At 49.7% G+C, this 18483-nt stretch carries 18 protein-coding genes and 1 tRNA gene; 5 read left to right on the forward strand and 14 right to left on the reverse strand.

Annotated features, from left to right (window positions below; genetic code table 11):
* Window positions 1-75 precede the first annotated feature (75 nt).
* The gene (locus KTH90_RS11415) at window positions 76-1023 is read right to left on the reverse strand and encodes a S1 RNA-binding domain-containing protein (protein ID WP_158352526.1); all 948 of its coding nucleotides are present in this window, start codon (window positions 1021-1023) and stop codon (window positions 76-78) included.
* Between the two features lie 208 nt (window positions 1024-1231).
* On the opposite strand from KTH90_RS11415, the gene KTH90_RS11420 reads away from it, so the two are divergent.
* Entirely contained in the window at window positions 1232-1678 is a 447-nt protein-coding gene (locus KTH90_RS11420) for a hypothetical protein (RefSeq protein ID WP_158352527.1), read from the forward strand.
* A 137-nt stretch (window positions 1679-1815) separates the two neighbouring features.
* On the opposite strand, the gene KTH90_RS11425 is transcribed toward KTH90_RS11420, so the two are convergent.
* The 3 genes from KTH90_RS11425 to KTH90_RS11435 form a co-directional block, all read right to left on the reverse strand.
* The gene (locus KTH90_RS11425; protein WP_238726823.1) at window positions 1816-2238 is read right to left on the reverse strand and encodes a DUF3021 domain-containing protein; all 423 of its coding nucleotides are present in this window, start codon (window positions 2236-2238) and stop codon (window positions 1816-1818) included.
* Between the two features lie 11 nt (window positions 2239-2249).
* Window positions 2250-2690 (reverse strand): LytTR family DNA-binding domain-containing protein, encoded by a 441-nt coding sequence (locus tag KTH90_RS11430; RefSeq protein ID WP_238726838.1) that lies wholly within the window; start codon window positions 2688-2690, stop codon window positions 2250-2252.
* Between the two features lie 119 nt (window positions 2691-2809).
* On the reverse strand, window positions 2810-3187 hold the full coding sequence (locus KTH90_RS11435; RefSeq protein ID WP_238726824.1) for a DUF3592 domain-containing protein: 378 nt from the start codon (window positions 3185-3187) through the stop codon (window positions 2810-2812).
* A gap of 190 nt (window positions 3188-3377) precedes the next feature.
* Here KTH90_RS11435 and KTH90_RS11440 point away from each other — a divergent pair, with 190 nt between their 5' ends.
* Window positions 3378-4361, forward strand: a complete 984-nt coding sequence (locus KTH90_RS11440) for a 2-hydroxyacid dehydrogenase (RefSeq protein WP_238726825.1) — start codon at window positions 3378-3380, stop codon at window positions 4359-4361.
* 552 nt (window positions 4362-4913) lie between these two features.
* A complete protein-coding gene (gene glnA, locus KTH90_RS11445; RefSeq protein WP_158352531.1) occupies window positions 4914-6344 on the forward strand; it encodes a type I glutamate--ammonia ligase in 1431 nt (476 codons plus the stop codon).
* A gap of 159 nt (window positions 6345-6503) precedes the next feature.
* Here the strand turns inward: glnA and KTH90_RS11450 are convergent, their stop codons facing one another.
* The 7 genes from KTH90_RS11450 to KTH90_RS11480 form a co-directional block, all read right to left on the reverse strand.
* The gene (locus KTH90_RS11450) at window positions 6504-7568 is read right to left on the reverse strand and encodes an ABC transporter permease (RefSeq protein WP_238726826.1); all 1065 of its coding nucleotides are present in this window, start codon (window positions 7566-7568) and stop codon (window positions 6504-6506) included.
* Entirely contained in the window at window positions 7568-9067 is a 1500-nt protein-coding gene (locus tag KTH90_RS11455; RefSeq protein ID WP_238726827.1) for an HlyD family efflux transporter periplasmic adaptor subunit, read from the reverse strand. The genes KTH90_RS11450 and KTH90_RS11455 overlap by 1 nt, the downstream gene beginning before the upstream one ends.
* A gap of 124 nt (window positions 9068-9191) precedes the next feature.
* The gene (locus KTH90_RS11460) at window positions 9192-10031 is read right to left on the reverse strand and encodes a carbohydrate ABC transporter permease (RefSeq protein WP_158352534.1); all 840 of its coding nucleotides are present in this window, start codon (window positions 10029-10031) and stop codon (window positions 9192-9194) included.
* 28 nt (window positions 10032-10059) lie between these two features.
* The gene (locus KTH90_RS11465) at window positions 10060-10941 is read right to left on the reverse strand and encodes a carbohydrate ABC transporter permease (protein WP_238726828.1); all 882 of its coding nucleotides are present in this window, start codon (window positions 10939-10941) and stop codon (window positions 10060-10062) included.
* Entirely contained in the window at window positions 10901-13195 is a 2295-nt protein-coding gene (locus tag KTH90_RS11470; protein ID WP_238726829.1) for an ABC transporter substrate-binding protein, read from the reverse strand. The genes KTH90_RS11465 and KTH90_RS11470 overlap by 41 nt, the downstream gene beginning before the upstream one ends.
* 99 nt (window positions 13196-13294) lie before the next feature.
* Window positions 13295-14584, reverse strand: coding sequence for a sensor histidine kinase (locus KTH90_RS11475; RefSeq protein ID WP_238726830.1), 1290 nt, complete (start codon window positions 14582-14584; stop codon window positions 13295-13297).
* A 12-nt stretch (window positions 14585-14596) separates the two neighbouring features.
* A complete protein-coding gene (locus tag KTH90_RS11480; protein WP_238726831.1) occupies window positions 14597-15274 on the reverse strand; it encodes a response regulator transcription factor in 678 nt (225 codons plus the stop codon).
* A 378-nt stretch (window positions 15275-15652) separates the two neighbouring features.
* On the opposite strand from KTH90_RS11480, the gene KTH90_RS25450 reads away from it, so the two are divergent.
* Complete coding sequence (locus KTH90_RS25450) at window positions 15653-16159, forward strand: gamma-glutamyl-gamma-aminobutyrate hydrolase family protein (protein ID WP_408626289.1); 507 nt, start codon at window positions 15653-15655, stop codon at window positions 16157-16159.
* On the opposite strand, the gene KTH90_RS11490 is transcribed toward KTH90_RS25450, so the two are convergent.
* The 3 genes from KTH90_RS11490 to KTH90_RS11500 form a co-directional block, all read right to left on the reverse strand.
* On the reverse strand, window positions 16089-16394 hold the full coding sequence (locus tag KTH90_RS11490; protein ID WP_238726833.1) for a hypothetical protein: 306 nt from the start codon (window positions 16392-16394) through the stop codon (window positions 16089-16091). The two genes, KTH90_RS25450 and KTH90_RS11490, sit on opposite strands and share 71 nt — an antisense overlap.
* Window positions 16395-16412: 18 nt before the next feature.
* On the reverse strand, window positions 16413-16676 hold the full coding sequence (locus tag KTH90_RS11495; protein ID WP_158352541.1) for a LacI family DNA-binding transcriptional regulator: 264 nt from the start codon (window positions 16674-16676) through the stop codon (window positions 16413-16415).
* A gap of 302 nt (window positions 16677-16978) precedes the next feature.
* Window positions 16979-17050 (reverse strand) — tRNA-Glu (locus KTH90_RS11500).
* A 260-nt stretch (window positions 17051-17310) separates the two neighbouring features.
* Between KTH90_RS11500 and KTH90_RS11505 the strand changes: the two genes are divergently transcribed.
* Window positions 17311-18168 carry an AraC family transcriptional regulator gene (locus KTH90_RS11505; protein WP_238726834.1) on the forward strand — a complete coding sequence of 286 codons (858 nt, stop codon included), beginning with the start codon at window positions 17311-17313 and terminating at the stop codon, window positions 18166-18168.
* Window positions 18169-18483: the final 315 nt, after the last annotated feature.

An 18483-nucleotide genomic window follows, 5' to 3' on the forward strand; every position in this document is an offset into this window, starting at 1 on the left:
ATGGGCACTTACGTGTGATGCATGAAAAATAGTCAGCGAGGCTTTTTCGAGCGCTACTATTTTTTATAAACTCCCTCACAGATCCAGTTTCAGATTCTTAAACAGGGATCCGAGACTCGTGGAAAGCCCTTCACTCTGGGGAAGATCGTAGGACTCCTCCACTACTTCCTGAGCTGCCGCGTCATGCAGAGCTTTCATGCTGAGGCTTAATTTTCCTTCTTTTACAGCGATCACTTTTACTTTTACTTTATCTCCGACTTTGAGAACCGCGTCCGGAGATTTAATTCTCTTCTCACTGATCTGGGATACATGTACCAGACCGGACAGACCGCTGCCCAGATTGATAAATGCTCCATAAGGCTGAATACTTTCTACGGTACCTTCCGTAACCAGACCAACCTGTACATTGGAAATTCTGGCCTTGCGTTCCTCGGCAGCCTGTTCTCTTAAGATTTCACGGGCAGACAGGATTAAACGCTTGTCCTCTTCCACCACGTCAAGGACTTTGACCTGGATTTCCTTATTCAGGAATTCATTCAGATCCTCCACATAGTTCAAAGAGAGCTTGGAAGCCGGAATAAATCCGCGGATACCTTCCACATAGGCAACAACGCCGCTCTTCACCACGCCTTTGACCGTAACAGTGAGAACCGTGTCCTCTTCCTTCAGTTGTCTTAGCTTGTCCCAGGCCAGCTCGTCGTCTGCTTCGATCTTAGACATCAGAATGTGTCCCTGTCCGTCATCCTTCTTGACTACGGTCGCGCTGATCTCATCTCCTACCGCTACATGTTCCTTCAGACTGTAACCGGGTTCCCGGCTGAACTTGTCCAGCGGGATGATACCTTCCGTGTAATATTTCAGATCCACGGTAACATCTTCATCACCTACGGCGATCACGACACCTGTCATGATCTCCCCCTCCACAATCTCTTTAAAGGAAGCTTCCAGTTCCGTGGCATAATCCTCCATGGAAGCTCCTTCCTCCGTTACCGGAGTTACATCGGCCTTCTGTTCTTCTGACATATCTGACACTTCCTTTCCATAGCTTTACTGTCACGCACCATTATATCATAACAATTCTCATTTGACACGTTTCTTACACGAAAAAGGCATAATTTATTCGTAAAAAAATAACAGATTTGCAAAGAAGCATAGCATTTTTGTAACATTTACCCTGTATAATAATAAAAAGTAAAAAAAGTACGACGATAACGGAAAAGGATGTGATTGTATGAGTAAGAAAATGCGTGCTGTGGTTTGTGTTTTTCTCTTTATGTTTTTCATCGGAATCAGCGATATCACACTCATGCGTGTATCTGCAGAGCCGAATACGGAGGCAGAGGCATCCATTCCCCATACCAGTATAGATACAGGGACAAAAGATCGGGATATCGCAGTGGAAATCCTATGCGACCACCTGTCAGAGGATATCGCGGATCTCACCACCCAGATGAGGGAATGCAATGTGAGTGATCTGGTAGAAACAGACGATTATGTATATGCATTTTTTGATAAAGATTTCTCCACTACTCCGGTCTACGACGTATATGCAGTTATCCGGATGGCGAACGGAACCTATACATTCGTAACCCTGAACACTCCCGGGAAGCTCACGGCCGGGCAGGTCGATCAGCAGCTGCAGCAGATAGCAGGAAACGCCGACACTTCCGCCTCTTAATAATATAGTCCTCACCAAATCAAAGAGTGCTGTGCGGATGAATTCATCTTTCATCCCACAGCACTCTTTGCGCGAAGCCTGCGCGGTCTCATTTATTTCTTTTTTAGCTATGAGTTCTTGGCGGCTGTTTTTAGCCGCTATTTTTCTTTCAATTTCTTATTTATCTTCATGGCTTCGTTCCGGTAATACAGATAAAAGCAAAACCAGATCACTCCTGTAACAGCCAGAATACCGGCGATCATACCTATCACCGTTCCCGCTCCATACTGCAGAGGAATCCAACCCCTCCAAAAAGCAGCGATAAAATAGATCGTCAGTCCGACACCCAGGTGGATCAATACCTGAATCCCCCTGGCCATCTCTTCCTTATCATAGACCACACTGGGAAGTGTAAATCCCAGTCCGATTATAATACCTGCAGCAATATTGGCATAATAATCGCTGACATTCGAGATGAGAAATTCCGGACCCATAGCCGCGACACCAAACATACCAATAAACACATTCATGGTACATCCCCATGCGATACCCATAAGAAATAGTTTAATAATTTTTTTCATATGCATCCTCCTTACAAACCCAGATATTTTTTGAACTCAGGCAGGTATTTTCTCGAGATATAATCCTTACAGCCATTCTTCAGATGAAGGACCATCATTCCGTTAAATGAAGGCTCGACGCTGTCCAGTTCCCTTAGATTGACAACCGTGGACTTGGAGATCTGCATAAATCCTTTTCCCAGTAATTCTTTTAATTCATATAACCGTTTTTTCGAACAGTACCTATTTCTGCCACTGTAGACGACTGTCTCCGATGCCTCAACCCTCACCATGCAGACCTCCTCAGGACTCAGCACGATAATCCGTTCCCGGTCATTGGCAGTGATCACTGTTTCCCGTGTTTCCAGCGAAGCGGCCGCCTGTCGAATCTCCTCCGTTACATTTCCGGTAAAAATAACTGCGTATGGTTCTTTTACATCCCCGGACACTTTGATTTCCACCCGCAAGATCACCAACTCCTTTCTCCACCCTTTTGTTGTCATGTTTATTATAATGGATAACATATGAAGTTGTCATTTGATCCGCTGTAAGTGGCCGATATCCGAAGGTAAGATGCATACCTTATGGCGTTTCAGCCATGAATCAGCCCGAACACCAGGCAGGCTGCTCCCAGCACCAGAATCATCACAAATCTTTTCATAGATACGGTATAAAGGCGCTGGGGATGATCCTTTCTATACTTCACAGGCAGTTTGGTTCCGATCTGCGCATGAGCTGGTACCTGAATCCGATTCTCAGACAAATACTCCCTGCCTTGTACCTCATACCGGAAGATCGCCCATTTGGCATCCTTCGGATTCTTTCCATTCCCCGCAGTATACACTTCCATCACCGTCCCCGCCGCATCCCCAGTCTTTCCCCTATTTTTCCACAGGTTCCATCCATCCTTACAGGCCAGCAGCAAAAAAGCCACCCCCGCAACACACAGAAACATTCCTTCCACGCTCATCCGATATCCTCCTCTGTTTGAACCATTCTTTGTTCTGGTTATACACTTTTATCATCATATCGTCAAGCGTATCAACGTCTATTATCCACCCGTTATACATGTTTCTCCAAATATTTCATATAATAACCGAAACCCTATAGAAACCGAAACCTTATAGAAACTTTATTAAAAGGAACAGGAGAACATCACTATGAAGATTTTATTTTATGATACCAAAAGCTATGACCGTGAATCCTTTGAAAAACTACTCCCACAATATCCGCAATTGGAGCTGGAATTTATGGAAACCGAATTGTCTCCCCGGACCGCCCGGCTGGCACAGGATTATGATGCCATCTGCGCATTCGTAAACTCCGATGTGGAAACCCGGACCATAGAGGCATTACACCGCAGCAATGTCCGCCTGATCCTGATGCGCTGTGCCGGTTTTAACAATGTGGATGTGGATACAGCCGGACGGCTCGGCATCACGATCATGAGGGTCCCCGGCTACTCCCCGGAGGCGGTGGCCGAGCACGCCATGGCTCTGGCTTTGACCGTGAACCGTCACATGCACAAAGCTTATGTGAAGGTGCGGGAGAATGATTTCAGCCTCAACAGTCTGATGGGATTTAACTTTTATCAAAAGACAGCCGGGATCATCGGCACCGGCAAGATCGGAGCCGCCATGGCACGGATTTGCCGGGGCTTCGGCATGCGCATCCTGGCCTACGACGTATACCGCAATCCGTCCCTCGATTTTGTAGAATATGTGGATCTGGATGCCCTTCTGAAAGCCAGTGACCTGGTATCTTTACATTGTCCGCTTACTGACGCTACTTACCATCTGATCAACCGGAATACGATTCAGGAAATGAAGGAGGGCGTCATACTGGTCAACACTTCCAGGGGCGGCCTGGTTAAGACCGAAGACCTGATCGAGGGTATCCGCGCCCGCAAATTCTTTGGGGTTGGCCTGGATGTATACGAAGAAGAAAACCGCAACGTATTCGAAGACCGCTCCGACGATATCATGGAACATTCCACCACCGCCCGCCTTCTGTCCTTTCCCAATGTGATGATTACCTCACATCAGGGCTTTTTCACTGACGAGGCACTGGACGCCATCAGTTCTGTTACGCTGCAGAACGCTATGGACTTCCTGAACGGCGTGGAAAACGGGAATGTCGTGTGAGCGGATAACCGTTCGCATACATTGGAAATCTGTGTTTTTTACAAGTTTTCATTCGTTTCCTATCAATGTAAACTCACTCTTTTCCCAAAGGATTTATTCCGATTCACGCTCAACTATTATAAAAATGGACTCACCAACGCAGGGAAGAGAGGAACGCGGCGGGGCCTTGGAACCGGGCGGCTCATCTTGTGGGGGCAAATCACTTGAGACCGGACCTTAGAACGGCTTACGTAGAAGGCAGGAGAACCTCGCAGGGCCCAGAACACTGTCCGAGCCGTCCTTTGGCGAGTTTGTTCCGGGTCCTGCCAATGAGAGGTTCTCCTGTCTTCGGAGTTAGCCGTTCTTAGGTCCGGTCGAAGTGATTTGCCCCCACAAGATGAGCCGCCCGGTTCCAAGGCCCCGCCGCGTTCCTCTCTTCCCGGACCTTAGTAAAATTAACTTATTTGGTTTTCGGACAGTCTCCCCGATAGCCGTATCTTTCAGTTGACAGGAAAGGCAGAAGATTCCATAATGTTATACAAAGATCAAAAATCGATATTCAGGGGGTTACATATGTTTGAAAATGTAAGGCAGGCACAGGATTACTGTAAAAATCAGGGAATACGGATGATCGATTTTAAAATGGTGGACATCAACGGACGCTGGAGACATCTGACGATTCCCGCAGAGCGGCTGGATGAGGGTACCATGCGCTATGGGATCGGCTTTGACGGTTCAAATTACGGATACGCACCGGTGGAAAAAAGCGACATGGTATTTCTGCCTGATCTGACCACCGCACATCCGGACCCGTTCACGGAGGTCCCCACGCTTTCCATGTCCGGGAATGTACGTGTTTTAAAGGACACAGGCAATGAACCCTTTGACCAGTATCCCAGAAATGTGGCGCTGAAGGCGGAGGAATTCATGCGCCGAAGCGGTATCGCGGACCAGATGATTATCGGGCCGGAGTTTGAATTTCATCTGCTTGACAGGGTCAGCTATGATTGCCGGCCAAATAAGGTATCCTACGAACTGGATACCTTGCAGGCGGAATGGAATTCCGGGCTGCCCGGTGCGAATTCGGGATATCATGTGCCCCGTGAAGGCGGGTATCACATCTGCGCCCCTCTGGACAGTTCCTATGATTTCCGCAGCAAGGTCTGCCTGATGCTGGCCGACTGGGGGATCGATGTCAAATATCACCATCACGAGGTGGGCGGCCCCGGCCAGGTGGAGATCGAGGTGGAGCTGGGAAGTATGACGGATATGGCCGACCGGACCATGATCCTCAAATATGTGGTCAGAAATGCCGCGGTGGCGGCAGGCAAGACCGTCACCTTTATGCCGAAACCGATTTACCAGGAGGCCGGCAACGGTATGCATGTTCATATGCTGCTCAGAAAGGACGGACATCCGTTGTTTTATGATGAGACCGGTTATTCCGGACTGAGCAAAGAAGCGCATTGGTTCATGGGAGGGCTGCTGATGCACGCCCGTTCCCTGTGTGCGCTCACGAATCCCTCCACGAATTCCTTCAAGCGTCTGGTGCCCGGGTATGAGGCTCCGGTCACCATCGGCTATGCCACCTCTAACCGGAGTGCCGTGATCCGTATCCCAGCCTATGCCAAGGCGCCGGACTCCAAACGATTTGAGCTGCGCAACCCGGATGCCACCTGTAATCCCTATTATGCCTACGCCGCGATCCTCATGGCCGGTCTGGACGGAATTCTTCGGCAGACGGATCCTCATGCGCATGGCTGGGGTCCTTTTGACTGTAACCTGTATCAGCTTTCAGAAAAGGAGAAGGCAGGACTTGAGGCGCTTCCCGGGTCGCTGTCCGAGGCGCTGGATACACTGGAAGAGGATCACGAATATCTCACCCGGGAGGGAGTATTTCCAGAACCTCTTTTACATGCCTGGATAAAAAACAAGCGGGGGGAGGCACAGCTGGTGGAGCAGATACCGCATCCTGCGGAGATTGGGCTGTACTACGATCTGTAGGCGTTTGGGGACATGTCCATTCCGGTTTGGGACAGGTACAAATCAGTTCGGGACAGGTACATTTCGTCAGATGGTTTTCTACGAAAACCGTCTGATCGAAATGTACCTGTCCCGAACTGATTTGTACCTGTCCCAAACCGGAATGGACATGTCCCCAAACTACCGGCGGGCAGTCAAATACAGCAGGAGGCTGCTGCCCAGGGAGCCGAACATGCACTGTTTCAGGCTGCCGAGCAGGTAAGCTTCCTGATACCAGCCCTGGTAATTCAGGAGCTTCTGACGATCCACGGACAGCTCGTGGAACTTCACGATCCAGAATTCAAAGTCCGATACCCCGGCCGGAACATAGTCCGCGGGGAACCGCACAAAAATCCAGAACCACAACGCCAGCAGGCATCCTATACTGAGAATCCCCGCCAGCTGGCACAGGAAACTGACCGTCTGATTCCGGGGAAGTATCCGGACCTGGTAATGTCTGAATCTCTTCCATCCCCGGCGTATGACCAGCGCTGCGAGTACCAGCACGGGCAGTCCCAGGAAAATCCCGGCGATGCCCGCATAGAGACCGCCTTCCAGCAAGCTGTCATAATTCGTCAGACCCTGCCTGGTCAAAAAATCTCTGACCGCAGATGTGGAATACTCCTTCCCCTGATATCGGAACTCCAGGTTGCAAAGCAGATCCGTTTTCTTCGCCCGGTTCAGCAGGATCTGCCCGCTGCCTGCTATGATTCCGCGAACCACATACTCTTTCCCGTCAACGCGTAGTGTGCAGCCAGTGGTATCCGTACTCCGGAACAATTTTTCCGACAGAGCGCTGCTGATGACGCACCCCTCTTCATCCAGGCTGTTCACATAGCTTCCGGCCAGAAGTTCTCCCGGAAGTACATCTCTCATATTTCCCCAGACACCGATCCGGTCCGTCTGGGTCTCTATATTCAACGCCGGATTCTCGGCATTCTGCTCTTCCTGCCGGTACCAGCCGGTGATATCGGGCAGTTCTTTTCCTTCCTGCCCTGCGCCCTGCTGCCCCGGCAGGGATGCTTTCTCTTCTTTCTCCTGCCGCTGCTGTTCGCAGAGTTCATCCAACTGCTCACCGGTCATTCCACGGTCTTTGTAATGTACGGTTGCCGCCGGTCCGAATGCAAGGACTCTGGTTCCGAAGGTCACGCACACGGCACCCAGGATAAGGATTCCGGCCAGCATACCATATTGTAATATTTTCATTAAGATCCCACCCGTACTCTGTCCCCTTCACTGACATTTTTGCTGCTTCCGGTTATGATACGGTCATCAGCTGTCAGAGCATCTTCAATGGCTGCATATTGACTGTTGCTCTTTAATACAACGATGGGGACACGCACGGCCACGTCAGACTCTCCCAGGATGGTGGATTTCTTTTCCAGGATCAGGCAATACTTCCCACTCTGATCCTCATGCAATGCCTCGATGGGGATCAGACAACGGTATTCCGTATCTGACATTTTTTCCATGGAATAAGTCCCCTTACCCGAGATCCGGTATTCACCCTCCGGCAGTTCAGCGATAAACGTAGTCCTACCGTCATCTGCCTGGGCAGTATCCCCGGATGCATTTATCTCTGAGGCCCCCACAGGCTGGATCGTCTGAATCTGTGCCTTTACAGGCCCCTTCTGCTGCGGCAGCGTCACGTCGATGGAATCCCCTTCCTGCACCAGCTCCAGCGCACTCTCGTAGAGAGTGCCTACGAACTGATAAGTTCCGGTTCCGATCTCCACGATCTCGGTTCCTGTGGTGCTCGTGCCGGGTACCACACCCATCTTGGTGATCACGCCGTCCACCTCCGCCTGTACTTCCCCGCCATCCGCGATCAGCTCGTCGATCTTGGCCAGCTCCTGTTCCTTCTGCTGGATCTCCAGTTTTCTTATCCTCTGCCCCAGTTCCGCTGCTTTCCTGATATTTTCCTCGTTCTTTTTAGAATACTCGTCATTCTTTTTGGCCTGTTCCCGGGCGTTTTCCGCTTGATCCAGAGCGTCCTTAAAGCTGTTCCGCTGGTCGGCGACCGCCTCCACTGCCTGGCGCTGCTGCTCCTCGTAGCTTTTAAAGTCCGCATCCGCCTGGGCCACCGCCGCCTCATAGTCTTTTTGGGCCTGTTCCTTTTCCTCCGGAAGCGCCTGATCCAGCGCCGCTTTGGCGTTCTCCTTGATCTGGTCACACTCGGCTTTTTTCGCATTCATGTTTGCCTCATAGACATTCTTGGCATCGTCCACATCATTTAATGACTGGTCGTAATGCTTCTGTGCCTGTTCCAGATTCGACAATGCCTGCTCCTCCTCCGATACCTTGTCGAGCGGCTGATTGGAATACTCCTGCTGCTCATAGGCCAGCTGCAGCTTTTCCAGTTCTATTTTCTTCTCTTCCTTCTGCTCCTCCAGATCCTTCGTGTTCAGAAAAATAATTCCCTGGCCGGCCGTTACTTTCGTGCCGGTCGGCAGAACTTTGTTGACCCGGTATCCCAGGGGAACTTCGGTGTATACCGCCTCGGCCGGACGCACCGTTCCCTCCCCGTTCAGCTTATAGACCAGATTCCCGTCCTTTTTCTTCCCGATGTCCACTTTCGGAAGCATAACCGCATCGAACGCGCGGGAGAGAATCGTCAGAATCAGCATCAGCACAAAGAAACCGATCAGCAGTTTCATTAATTTTTGTTTTTTCTCCGCCTTTGTAAGCTTCTTCTCATTATCCATCTTTTCCTCCAAGTGTGCGTTGCTTTTAGCACATATAGGTATGGGTGAACATTTTGTTCAACCGTTCCTCCAAGTGTGCGTTGTTTTTAGCACGCGCTTTTTCCTCCAACGCATCTTTCATCGGTTATTCTTTCAGCCCTGACGCCTCGATACCCTGTTCCAGATAGCTCTGCCCCCACAGGAACAGCATCAGCGCCGGAGCCATCATGACGATAGATGCGGAAAACGCCACGCTCAACTGTTCTGTAGTAATATTCGGCAGGTACAGGGACATAGGCCAGAGTGTTTTTGTTTTCAAAAAGGCCAGAGGCTGTTCCATGGCGTTCCAATATTCCAGAAAACCCAGGATCATGGCCGAGAGTATCCCGGGCAGCCCTAACGGAAGCCCGATCTTAAGGAAAATAGCAATCTCCCCGGCCCCGTCTATCTTTGCCGCCTCGATAAAGGACCGTGGGATGCTTCGGAAAAACTTTGTCATGATAAATACGGGAAAGGTGGAAAATATCCCCGGCATGATGATGGCCCAGTGAGTGTCCATCATGGAAAGCTTATCTAACACCAGATAGCTGGACACCATGGTCACCTGAAACGGCATAATCATCAGGATCATATAGAGGGTAAACAGCGATTTTCTCCCCGGGAATTCGAACCTGCCAAAGGCCCAGGCGGCCGGAATGGAGACCAGGCATTCCCCGGCCAGGATCCCGAACACCTGCTTGCAGGAGTTCCAGAACATCACATAGAAGCCCGGCGAGTCGAACAGAAGTTCCAGATAGGCTTTCAGTGTGGGAAATTGGGGGATCGGAGAAAACTCTACGGATACTCCGATACCGACCAGAACCGCCCCATAGTGTTTAAGGATCTCCGGCGTCCCCATAAAGGAACTGCCCGCCATGATAATCAATGGAAGAAAGACCACGGAGGATAATGTAAGAAGAAATAGAAAAGTAAGTTTTTTTCTCATGCCCTGCTCCTTTACACTTTGCTCCTCTTTATACCTCTGTTTTTTTCTCATTTCGGAACTGTACCACCAGCAGAAACCCGGTGATCACCAGAGCGGTCAGTACAGCGGCCGCGCTCATTTTCTGGATATCCAGGGATACGAACCAGTTATTGAACAGATGCTGCAGCATATAGATGCTGCTGTCCGGGTAATCACCGGCGATCAGATATGCCTCCCGGAATACTTTGAAAGAATTCACAAAAGACAGCACACTGATCAGGAATACCGTCGGCCGCAGTTCCGGCAGTGTGATGTAGCGAAAACACTGAAAACGTCCGGCCCCGTCCACCCGGGCAGCCTCATAGAGCGCCGGTGAGATCCCGTTTAAACCGGCCAGCCACAGGATAATATCATAGCCGATATTCTTCCACAGATAGCTGAAGACCAGCACATAGAAGGCCGTAGGGCCATTCATCCAGTCCACGGGGGCCATATGGAATACCGCCGTGATCTGGTTTAAATACCCTTTCTCGTCAAAGACCAGCTGCCAGAGCAGCACGATGGATGCCACCGGGATCGCCATGGGCGTCAGGAATATGGTCTTAAACCAATCCCCCGATCCAAACAGCCCCTGGATCAAAAGCGCCGTCAAAAAGGACAAAAGCAGAAGCAGCGGGATACAGGTGAGCAGGAACCGGCCGGTATTGGCGGCGGCCTGATGAAACGCCTCGTTCGTAAGGACAGTCTGATAATTCTTAAGTCCTACAAATTTTCCGCCCATCGCTTCATAAAAGGATCTGCGGATTACATCCAGAAACGGGATCAGTACAAAGGCGGCTACCCCCAGTAAACTGGGGGCCAGGAACAGATACGCCTTTGCCGCCGTTTGTTTATTCCGCCCGATAAGTGTTTGCTTTCGTGCAGATGGCATCGGCTGCTTTCTCCGCCGTGACACTGCCGGCAAAAAATGCTTTGGCTTCATCCAGTATCATCTCCTTGAAAACCCGGTCTATATTCAGTGGTACCCGAAGCTCCCGGGCCATGTCGATAAACTGGGTGATCTCTTCCTTGGTCGGCGAATCCGCGCTCAGCATTATCTCTTCTCCGTTGACATTCATGCTCAAACCGGTGGTGTAATCCAGTACTTTTCCGCACCAGTTGTCCAGGGACTTCGCATTGACCGGGAACCCGTTGCCCAGATCCGTATTCTGTTCCTCCTCAGAAAGCAGGAATTTAACAAAATCCTTTGCCATTTCGCTCTGCCCGGACGCGCTGTTCACTCCTATCATTCCGCTGGGGATGAAAAGCCCGTTTACCGTAGAAATCGTTTTGCCATAATCGGATACCATGGAGGTGGGGTAAAACAGGCCATCGATTCCCTTTATATCCTCCGCAGCAACCATATGATCCCGTATGGGATAATTACCCATATAGAAACTCCGCTTCGCCCAATAGGGGGCCGCTGACACTAACCATTCCTTCAGTTCTTCTTCCGTTACCGGAAAGATTGGCTCCGTTTCCACTGTGGCTTCCAGCGAATTGCCGGCGATCTGCACCGTATTCAGGAATTTCGCCACGGATTCCTTATTCAGTTTCGATCCGTCGCCCACGATCTCCTCATAATTGATGCTGAGAAGCAGTTTTGCCAGTTCATCGTAGGTAAATGTCTTACCCGCCGCCAGCATAAACGGGGTATCCGGATTCTCCTGCACGTATTGCTGCAGGGTATCCAGCCCGGACATGGCTTTTATGACGTCGTCGTCGCCGTAGAGGATAGGAACACTGAACCTGGCGGGTACGCCATACATCTTACCATCCTGGTCTGCGTAACAGTTCATAATGTTTTCCAGAAGTTCCCCGGAGTCCATCATCGGTTTCAGAATATCGGAGAGATCCGTAAGAACCCCTTTTTCAATATAAGAATCTACCGGCAGGCCGTCCAGGACCAGCAGATCCGCGCCTTTCCCGCTCAACAGCTCGGTGTTCAGCGCCCTGATATAATCAGCAGTAGTCGAAGCCCCTTCCTCGGCCTCCGCCGTCGTATAGACGATCTGGACATCCGGGTTGGCGATCTGGTATTTTCCGATCGCTCTGGCGATCACATCACTCGTCTCCAGTCCAAATATCGTCAGCTTCACACTCGGTATGGTAGCCACATCCGCATCGTACACATAATGAGCCACCTGCATATCATGATCATCACTATAGAGGACATAATAGTCCTCATTATCCCCAACCAGAATACTAACGATCCTAATTCCGGGGATACCTGCGGAACACAGGCTTCCGTCAATCACTGTCTCCTGTATCGTACCGCCGGCCTGCATATGTCTCAGTCCCACAGAATCCAGATACAGATACGCATCCATACCTGAAAACCGCATAACGCCTTCCACATAATCTTTTTCCTCCAGCAGGATACTGTCCACCTGCTTTCCGGTGTCCGCATCATATACCACGAAACCGTTGGAGTCCTCATTCGGGGCAAGAATCCTGTTGCCCTCCACGTCCAGCAGGTCATTGACATCATCCACTCCGCTATTTCCCAGCTGGAAGCTCCGGATCTCGCTGCCGTCGGCACCGTTATAGAGCACCAGCTCATTCGACATATAGGCGATCAGCACATTCCCCGTTTCCATGATCTTCCAGCCGCAGGATATCCGATCCTTGCCGCCTGATGCCAGGTCCGGGATGTTGACCGCCTCCGCGGTCACCCCATCCATGGTCTTGACGATATGGTGCGTATAGTCATCATCATAATAGACGGCAAATAAGGATCCGTCATCTCCTTTTTCTATTCTTCTTATACTTCCTTTCGCCTTTCCAACCGAATCCGTAAGCCAGGAAGCATCCTCCTGGACCCAGGTTCCGTCCTCCTGAAGGATATTGCCTGTATAGGTTCCGGAATCATCGTGTGTATACAGGATTTTACGTCCCTGCTCGTCTTTCAGCAGAGAGATCCCCGTGACTTCATCATTCAACTCAATCATCTTTTCGGGAAGTACAATGGTCTGTTCGACGTATCTTCCCATCGGTGTATTTTCACTCTGACCGCTTTGATCCTGTGTTGGATTGTCTCCGGCCGTCACGCCGCTTTTGCCCTCCTCTGTTTTTTTCCCGCATCCGGCGGTCATTCCCGCTATCAGTGCAATCACCATTATGATTGAAAACCATTTTTTCTTCATAGGTTATTTCCTCCTTTTTTACTATCTTACAGAGGAATTCTCTAAAAATCTTTTAAGATCCATGAACATACATTTTATTCTGCCAAGACCAGACCGCTCTCAATCTTGTATCGGCAGATTCAGCACGAAAGTACAGCCGCCCCCTTCCGTATCCCGTATGGTCAGCCCCCCTTTGTGCAGAATCGCCAGCTCCCTGGCAATACTAAGCCCCAGTCCAAAATGCTGCTTGTCTTTCCGTGATTTGTCCGAACGGAAAAAACGGTCAAACACCTGCTCCTTCTGGTCGTCCGGGATGCCCGGACCGTGGTCAATAACCTGGATCAGAAGCTGGTTTCGTGAAGCAAAAGCTTTTAACAGCAGTGGCATCTGGTTCCCGCAGTAGGCAAGCGCATTATCGATAAGGATACCGAGAAGCTGGGACAAGCGTTCCTGATCCCCCTGAATCATGGGAAGGGTATCTTCCGACAGATCCAGCCGGAATGGAACCTTCCTCTCCCGGCAGACCGGTTCATAGGCTTCGAACAGGTCCAGCAAAAAAGTATTCGGGTCCAATGTGGAAAACTGTACCGGCCAGTTCCCGCTGTCCGCAGAGGCCAGAGTCAGCATATCACTGATCAGCCGGGCCATCCTTTTGCACTCTGCGCAGATGTTGGCGGTAAACAGGGCCATCCGGGCGGGATCCGCCCCGATCGCCTGGGCCGAGGTCTGGATCACCATCAGGGGCGAACGTAGTTCGTGGGAAGCCGCGGCGATAAATTCCTGCTGCCTGCGCTTACTCTGCTTAATAGGGCGAAGGGACCGCCTGACAAAGATGCGGGCCACCAGGAACAGCGCAGCGATTCCCAGGATATCCATGCCCGCAAAGAACAGGCGCTGCCTGTTCAATGTTTGCAGCGAAGGGCTGATATAATATAGAAGCAAGACACTTTTATACCCTTTTGGGGAAGGATAGGACATGGCAATACACTGATAACGGTCTTTGTGGTTCCCGGTGATCTCGAAAACCGGACTGATCGAATAGGTCGTAACCGGCCTGGTAGATATATCCGTTCCCAGCTCCCGTGCTTTCGATGCGGCTTTTTCCAGCAGGTAGTCCCGGCCGCTGCGCGGTTCCCACGCCCCCTTGAACAGAAGCGCGACCCCATTTTCCTCAATGTGGATCAGCAGGTCATTCTCCGTCTCCGTAGCAGCCAGCCAGGTAATATTAAAAGAGTTATCCGTCTGCAGCTTCGTGGTAACATTCATAACCTGTGTCTGAAAGTCCTCATCGATGCGATGGATCAGGGAAAGCTGGCTGTTGATGGAAATAGAAATAACCACCAGCGTAAGAATTACACCGGTGGTAAGCGTATACAAAAATGTCAGACGAAATTGAAGTTTTTTAAACATTGTTCATCCCCGCTATTCATTTTTCTCCAGCCGGTAACCGGCACCGTGGAGCGTCCGGATACAGGCCATACTTCCAAGCGTCCTCAATCGTTTCCGCAGAAAATGAATATAATTGTCCAGGTTGCCGTCCTCCACCTCCGCATCCGGGCCCCAGACATGGGAAAAGATAGCCTCCCGGGTCAGCGTGGTTTCCGGATTCTGTAAAAAGTATTCCAACAGCAGGGCTTCCCTTTTCGACAGCTGATTCCTGGTGTCCTGGCAGAGCAGTTCCCGGTCATTGATAAATAGAGTAAGGTCTGCGAAAGACAGGGTACTGACATCCTCCACCCGCGCCGGGCGTCTGGTAAGCGCCCGGATCCGGGCGCTCAGCTCCTGAACGTCATATGGCTTTACAATATAATCATCCGCCCCGCCGTCCAGTCCATCAATCCGGTCACCGATCTGGCTCATAGCGGTAGCCATAATCACAGGAGTATGTATATTGTTCTGCCGTATTTCCTTTATTATCGTAAGTCCATCCATGCCTGGGAGCAGACGGTCCAGCACAATGGCATCATAGTTCGTATGTATCACATAAAACAGGGCATCTTCCCCATTTGTACAGATATCGGTGGTATACCCCTCTTTATTCAACTGGACTTCGACCGCCTGGCAGATTTCCAGGTCGTCTTCAATCAATAAAATCCTCAAATATCTCCCTCCAATCGTTTATTCCACAATAAGTTCCCGTCTGCCGATCGGATTGCAGACGGACCACTTTAAATCCAGTATACAGGAAAATTCTCTAAAAATCTTTAAAAAATTATGAGTTTTCGCCGGCAATATCTGGGAGGAGCTATGTTCTGGGGTTACTGCTGATGCTGGGGGATATGGGGCCGGACAGGGGACCCACACCCCTGATCCCTCATCCCCCGCACTAATATGCGCGTAAGATACCCCCCCCCAAAAAACGGTGGCTGACAGTGTTGCTTTTCCTATAATAATATACGCAGGAGATAACCGAACTCCGGCTATTCCGGGGGACGGCATCTGGACAGCCCGTCTACCTACTCCCTGAATCATACGGTCATCACCGATCCCCTTCGGACTTCCTATGAGTTGTGCCTGACCCGGGCTTTTCTGCAAAAAAAGAAACCCATACTGGCCATATGCCGTGGGTTTCAGTTACTGAATTGTATATTAGGCGGTACTCTCTATCAGGACCTTGTGGAACAGCTGGGATATGTCCACAATAATCCCGAGATCCGCCATGGGGTTATCGCTCTGAAAGGCTCTGTCCTCTATCGTTATTTTGGCTGTGACTTTAAAACAAATTCCACCCATCATCAGGCCGTCCGCAGGCTGGGAAACGGCCTTTATGGGACTGCCTATTCTGTGGAAGGGATTATAGAAGCCTATGAACATGAGGAGCTGCCCATTCTGGGAACCCAATTTCATCCGGAATGCCTGACAAACCTGCTGTGGGACGGGCGCACTCCTGATTTTGCCCCATACTTTAGGTACTTTACCGCATTATGTCGTCCTTCATCTGATCCAGAATGCTCCGGTAAAGGCAAAGGTTACTCCTCAATATAATCCTGGGGTCCAAGTAAATAATATCCGTATCAAATCTACGTCCCTCCACCATATACTCATAAAGGTACTGAAAAGCCATCCGCCCCTGCCGGAACGGGTTCTGGAATATGGTGGCATCGATGACCCCCTCTTCCATCAGAAGCGCTATCTCAGGAAATATATCCGAGATCTTATACAGTTTTTGAACAAACACATCCATATTCTCATCGTTCTCTTTAAACACTTCACATTTCACATTATATTCCGCCAGCTCTTACGCCGCTTTATATACGCCTTTTTCCACTTCCGCCAGATACCCGTGGATCGTGTCAGGGAGCAGAACAGCAATTCTTCTGGGATTCCTTTTCAGCGAGGAAGCGCTTTTGCTTGGTCGGTATCCCATCTCCCGCGCGGTCTCCTGGACCAATCGCTTCGTCTTAATACTAATACTTCCCTTATCGTTCATCGCCCGATTTACCGTAGCGGTAGATATCCCCAGCCGTTCCGCCACATCGTAGATCGTAACCTTCTTTTGCATCTAAATCTCTCCATACGATTATCCTTTTAAGCTTTTAAGCACATTATACCTTTCAGTATTTAGGTAAGCAACCTTAAATAGGGATTTTCTTGTTTTCGTGGCCCTTGAGACTTTCCTATTGAATGAAAAAGATTTCGCTTGCGAAACTCTCCGCCTGCGGCGGGCCGCGTAAGCGGCATCTTCCTTTCCGCCGCAGTGCGATCCCGCGGAGCGTTTTTTATTTCATAGGAGCACTTTCCTATGAAATAAAAAAATATCTCGAACCATATCATTATGGTTCGAGATGTCTTCATCCTTGTAAATGACTCCAAGGGGATTTGAACCCCTGTTACCGCCGTGAAAGGGCGGTGTCTTAACCGCTTGACCATGGAGCCTTGTCCGGTTGATACTGACTCAAAGCGTCAACCGGAATTTATTTTATCATATTATGAGCCTCATTGCAAGTATTAAAATAAGAAATTTCCCAGAAATTTGTCTGATTTTTTCAGCCTGTTACTTTTTATCCAGATGCGGTAAAATGAGACTAAATCCTCCAGTCAGGATAAGGTGCCCAGCAGACAAAATAAAACACAAAAAATCGGGAATTGTCCCTTCGAAACCCGTAAGATATAACTACAGTCAGGAGGTGTTACTCATGAATTGGACAGAAAGCATCCGTGAAGCGATCCATTATATCGAGGCTAATATCACCGAAAAGATCACCATCGGGGATATCGCAAAACAGGCAATGCTATCACCCTTTTATTTTCAAAAAGGATTTGCCATGCTGTGCGGTTTTACGATCGGGGAATATATTAAGAAACGCAGGCTCACCCTGGCCGGCAGCGAGCTTGTATCGTCGGACACTAAAATTATTGATCTTGCGCTAAAATACGGCTACGATTCCCCCGATAGCTTTACCAAAGCATTTACCCGCTTTCACGGTTCTACACCTGCTTCTGTGCGAAAAGACGGAGCTATGGTCAAATCGTTCGCTCCGCTAAAAATCAAACTTATATTCGAAGGAGGTTATACGATGGATTACAAAATTGTAAAAAAAGAGGCGTTTACGGTAATCGGCGTGACAAAGGTATTTAACTATGAGGAGGCATCCGCTGCGGTTCCTCAATTCTGGTCGGAATATTATGAATCTGGGAAGAGTGATACAGTGCGCAGTGTATACGGGATCTCTATTGATGAAAATATGGATGGCAACGAATTTGAATATCTGATCGCAGATAACTACAATCCGATCACGGAAATTACCGGCGATTTTACCACCAGGGTTATCCCCGGACACACCTGGGCTGTTTTTGCTTGTGTAGGAACGGGTCCCCAGTCCCTGCCGGGGGTACACGAAAGGATCTTCTCAGAATGGCTTCCCAACTGCAAGGACTATGAGATCGCAGCAGGCTACAATATTGAAATGTACAGTGATCCCGCAGAATATCCGCAAGGCATACAGGACGATAACTACTACAGCGAGATCTGGATACCTGTCCGGCATAAATAAAGCTCGCAAGGGCCTTACACCATTTTGCAGTACCAATTAAATCTGTTGTAAGGCCCATATCTCATCTGCCCGCCGCCTGGACAAAAGTTCCGTATCCCGAGATTTAATCCGTTTACATCCGCTATGTGTTCCATTAACACAAAAAAGTGACTATCTCTAGTCACTTGCAATCATATGCCTTCAAAACTACACACTGTAAAAATCATTACCATCCATTCGGCTCTCTTACAAGCCTCTTATCTCAAACCACCAGACCATTCTGGTCAAGCCCTCGACCTATTAGTAGCAGTCAGCTCCGTACATTGCTGCACTTCC

It is taken from the genome of Diplocloster modestus (assembly GCF_019042245.1).
Classification (GTDB): domain Bacteria; phylum Bacillota; class Clostridia; order Lachnospirales; family Lachnospiraceae; genus Diplocloster; species Diplocloster modestus.

What these genes read in the sequence shown, in the direction of transcription:
- KTH90_RS11415 (WP_158352526.1), bottom strand. Translation starts at nt 1,023, where the DNA reads ATGTCAGAAGAACAGAAGGCCGATGTAACTCCGGTAACGGAGGAAGGA.
- KTH90_RS11420 (WP_158352527.1), top strand. Translation starts at nt 1,232, where the DNA reads ATGAGTAAGAAAATGCGTGCTGTGGTTTGTGTTTTTCTCTTTATGTTT.
- KTH90_RS11465 (WP_238726828.1), bottom strand. Translation starts at nt 10,941, where the DNA reads ATGCCATCTGCACGAAAGCAAACACTTATCGGGCGGAATAAACAAACG.
- KTH90_RS11440 (WP_238726825.1), top strand. Translation starts at nt 3,378, where the DNA reads ATGAAGATTTTATTTTATGATACCAAAAGCTATGACCGTGAATCCTTT.
- KTH90_RS11435 (WP_238726824.1), bottom strand. Translation starts at nt 3,187, where the DNA reads ATGAGCGTGGAAGGAATGTTTCTGTGTGTTGCGGGGGTGGCTTTTTTG.
- glnA (WP_158352531.1), top strand. Translation starts at nt 4,914, where the DNA reads ATGTTTGAAAATGTAAGGCAGGCACAGGATTACTGTAAAAATCAGGGA.
- KTH90_RS11455 (WP_238726827.1), bottom strand. Translation starts at nt 9,067, where the DNA reads ATGGATAATGAGAAGAAGCTTACAAAGGCGGAGAAAAAACAAAAATTA.
- KTH90_RS11470 (WP_238726829.1), bottom strand. Translation starts at nt 13,195, where the DNA reads ATGAAGAAAAAATGGTTTTCAATCATAATGGTGATTGCACTGATAGCG.
- KTH90_RS11460 (WP_158352534.1), bottom strand. Translation starts at nt 10,031, where the DNA reads ATGAGAAAAAAACTTACTTTTCTATTTCTTCTTACATTATCCTCCGTG.
- KTH90_RS11425 (WP_238726823.1), bottom strand. Translation starts at nt 2,238, where the DNA reads ATGAAAAAAATTATTAAACTATTTCTTATGGGTATCGCATGGGGATGT.
- KTH90_RS11495 (WP_158352541.1), bottom strand. Translation starts at nt 16,676, where the DNA reads ATGCAAAAGAAGGTTACGATCTACGATGTGGCGGAACGGCTGGGGATA.
- KTH90_RS11475 (WP_238726830.1), bottom strand. Translation starts at nt 14,584, where the DNA reads ATGTTTAAAAAACTTCAATTTCGTCTGACATTTTTGTATACGCTTACC.
- KTH90_RS11505 (WP_238726834.1), top strand. Translation starts at nt 17,311, where the DNA reads ATGAATTGGACAGAAAGCATCCGTGAAGCGATCCATTATATCGAGGCT.
- KTH90_RS11450 (WP_238726826.1), bottom strand. Translation starts at nt 7,568, where the DNA reads ATGAAAATATTACAATATGGTATGCTGGCCGGAATCCTTATCCTGGGT.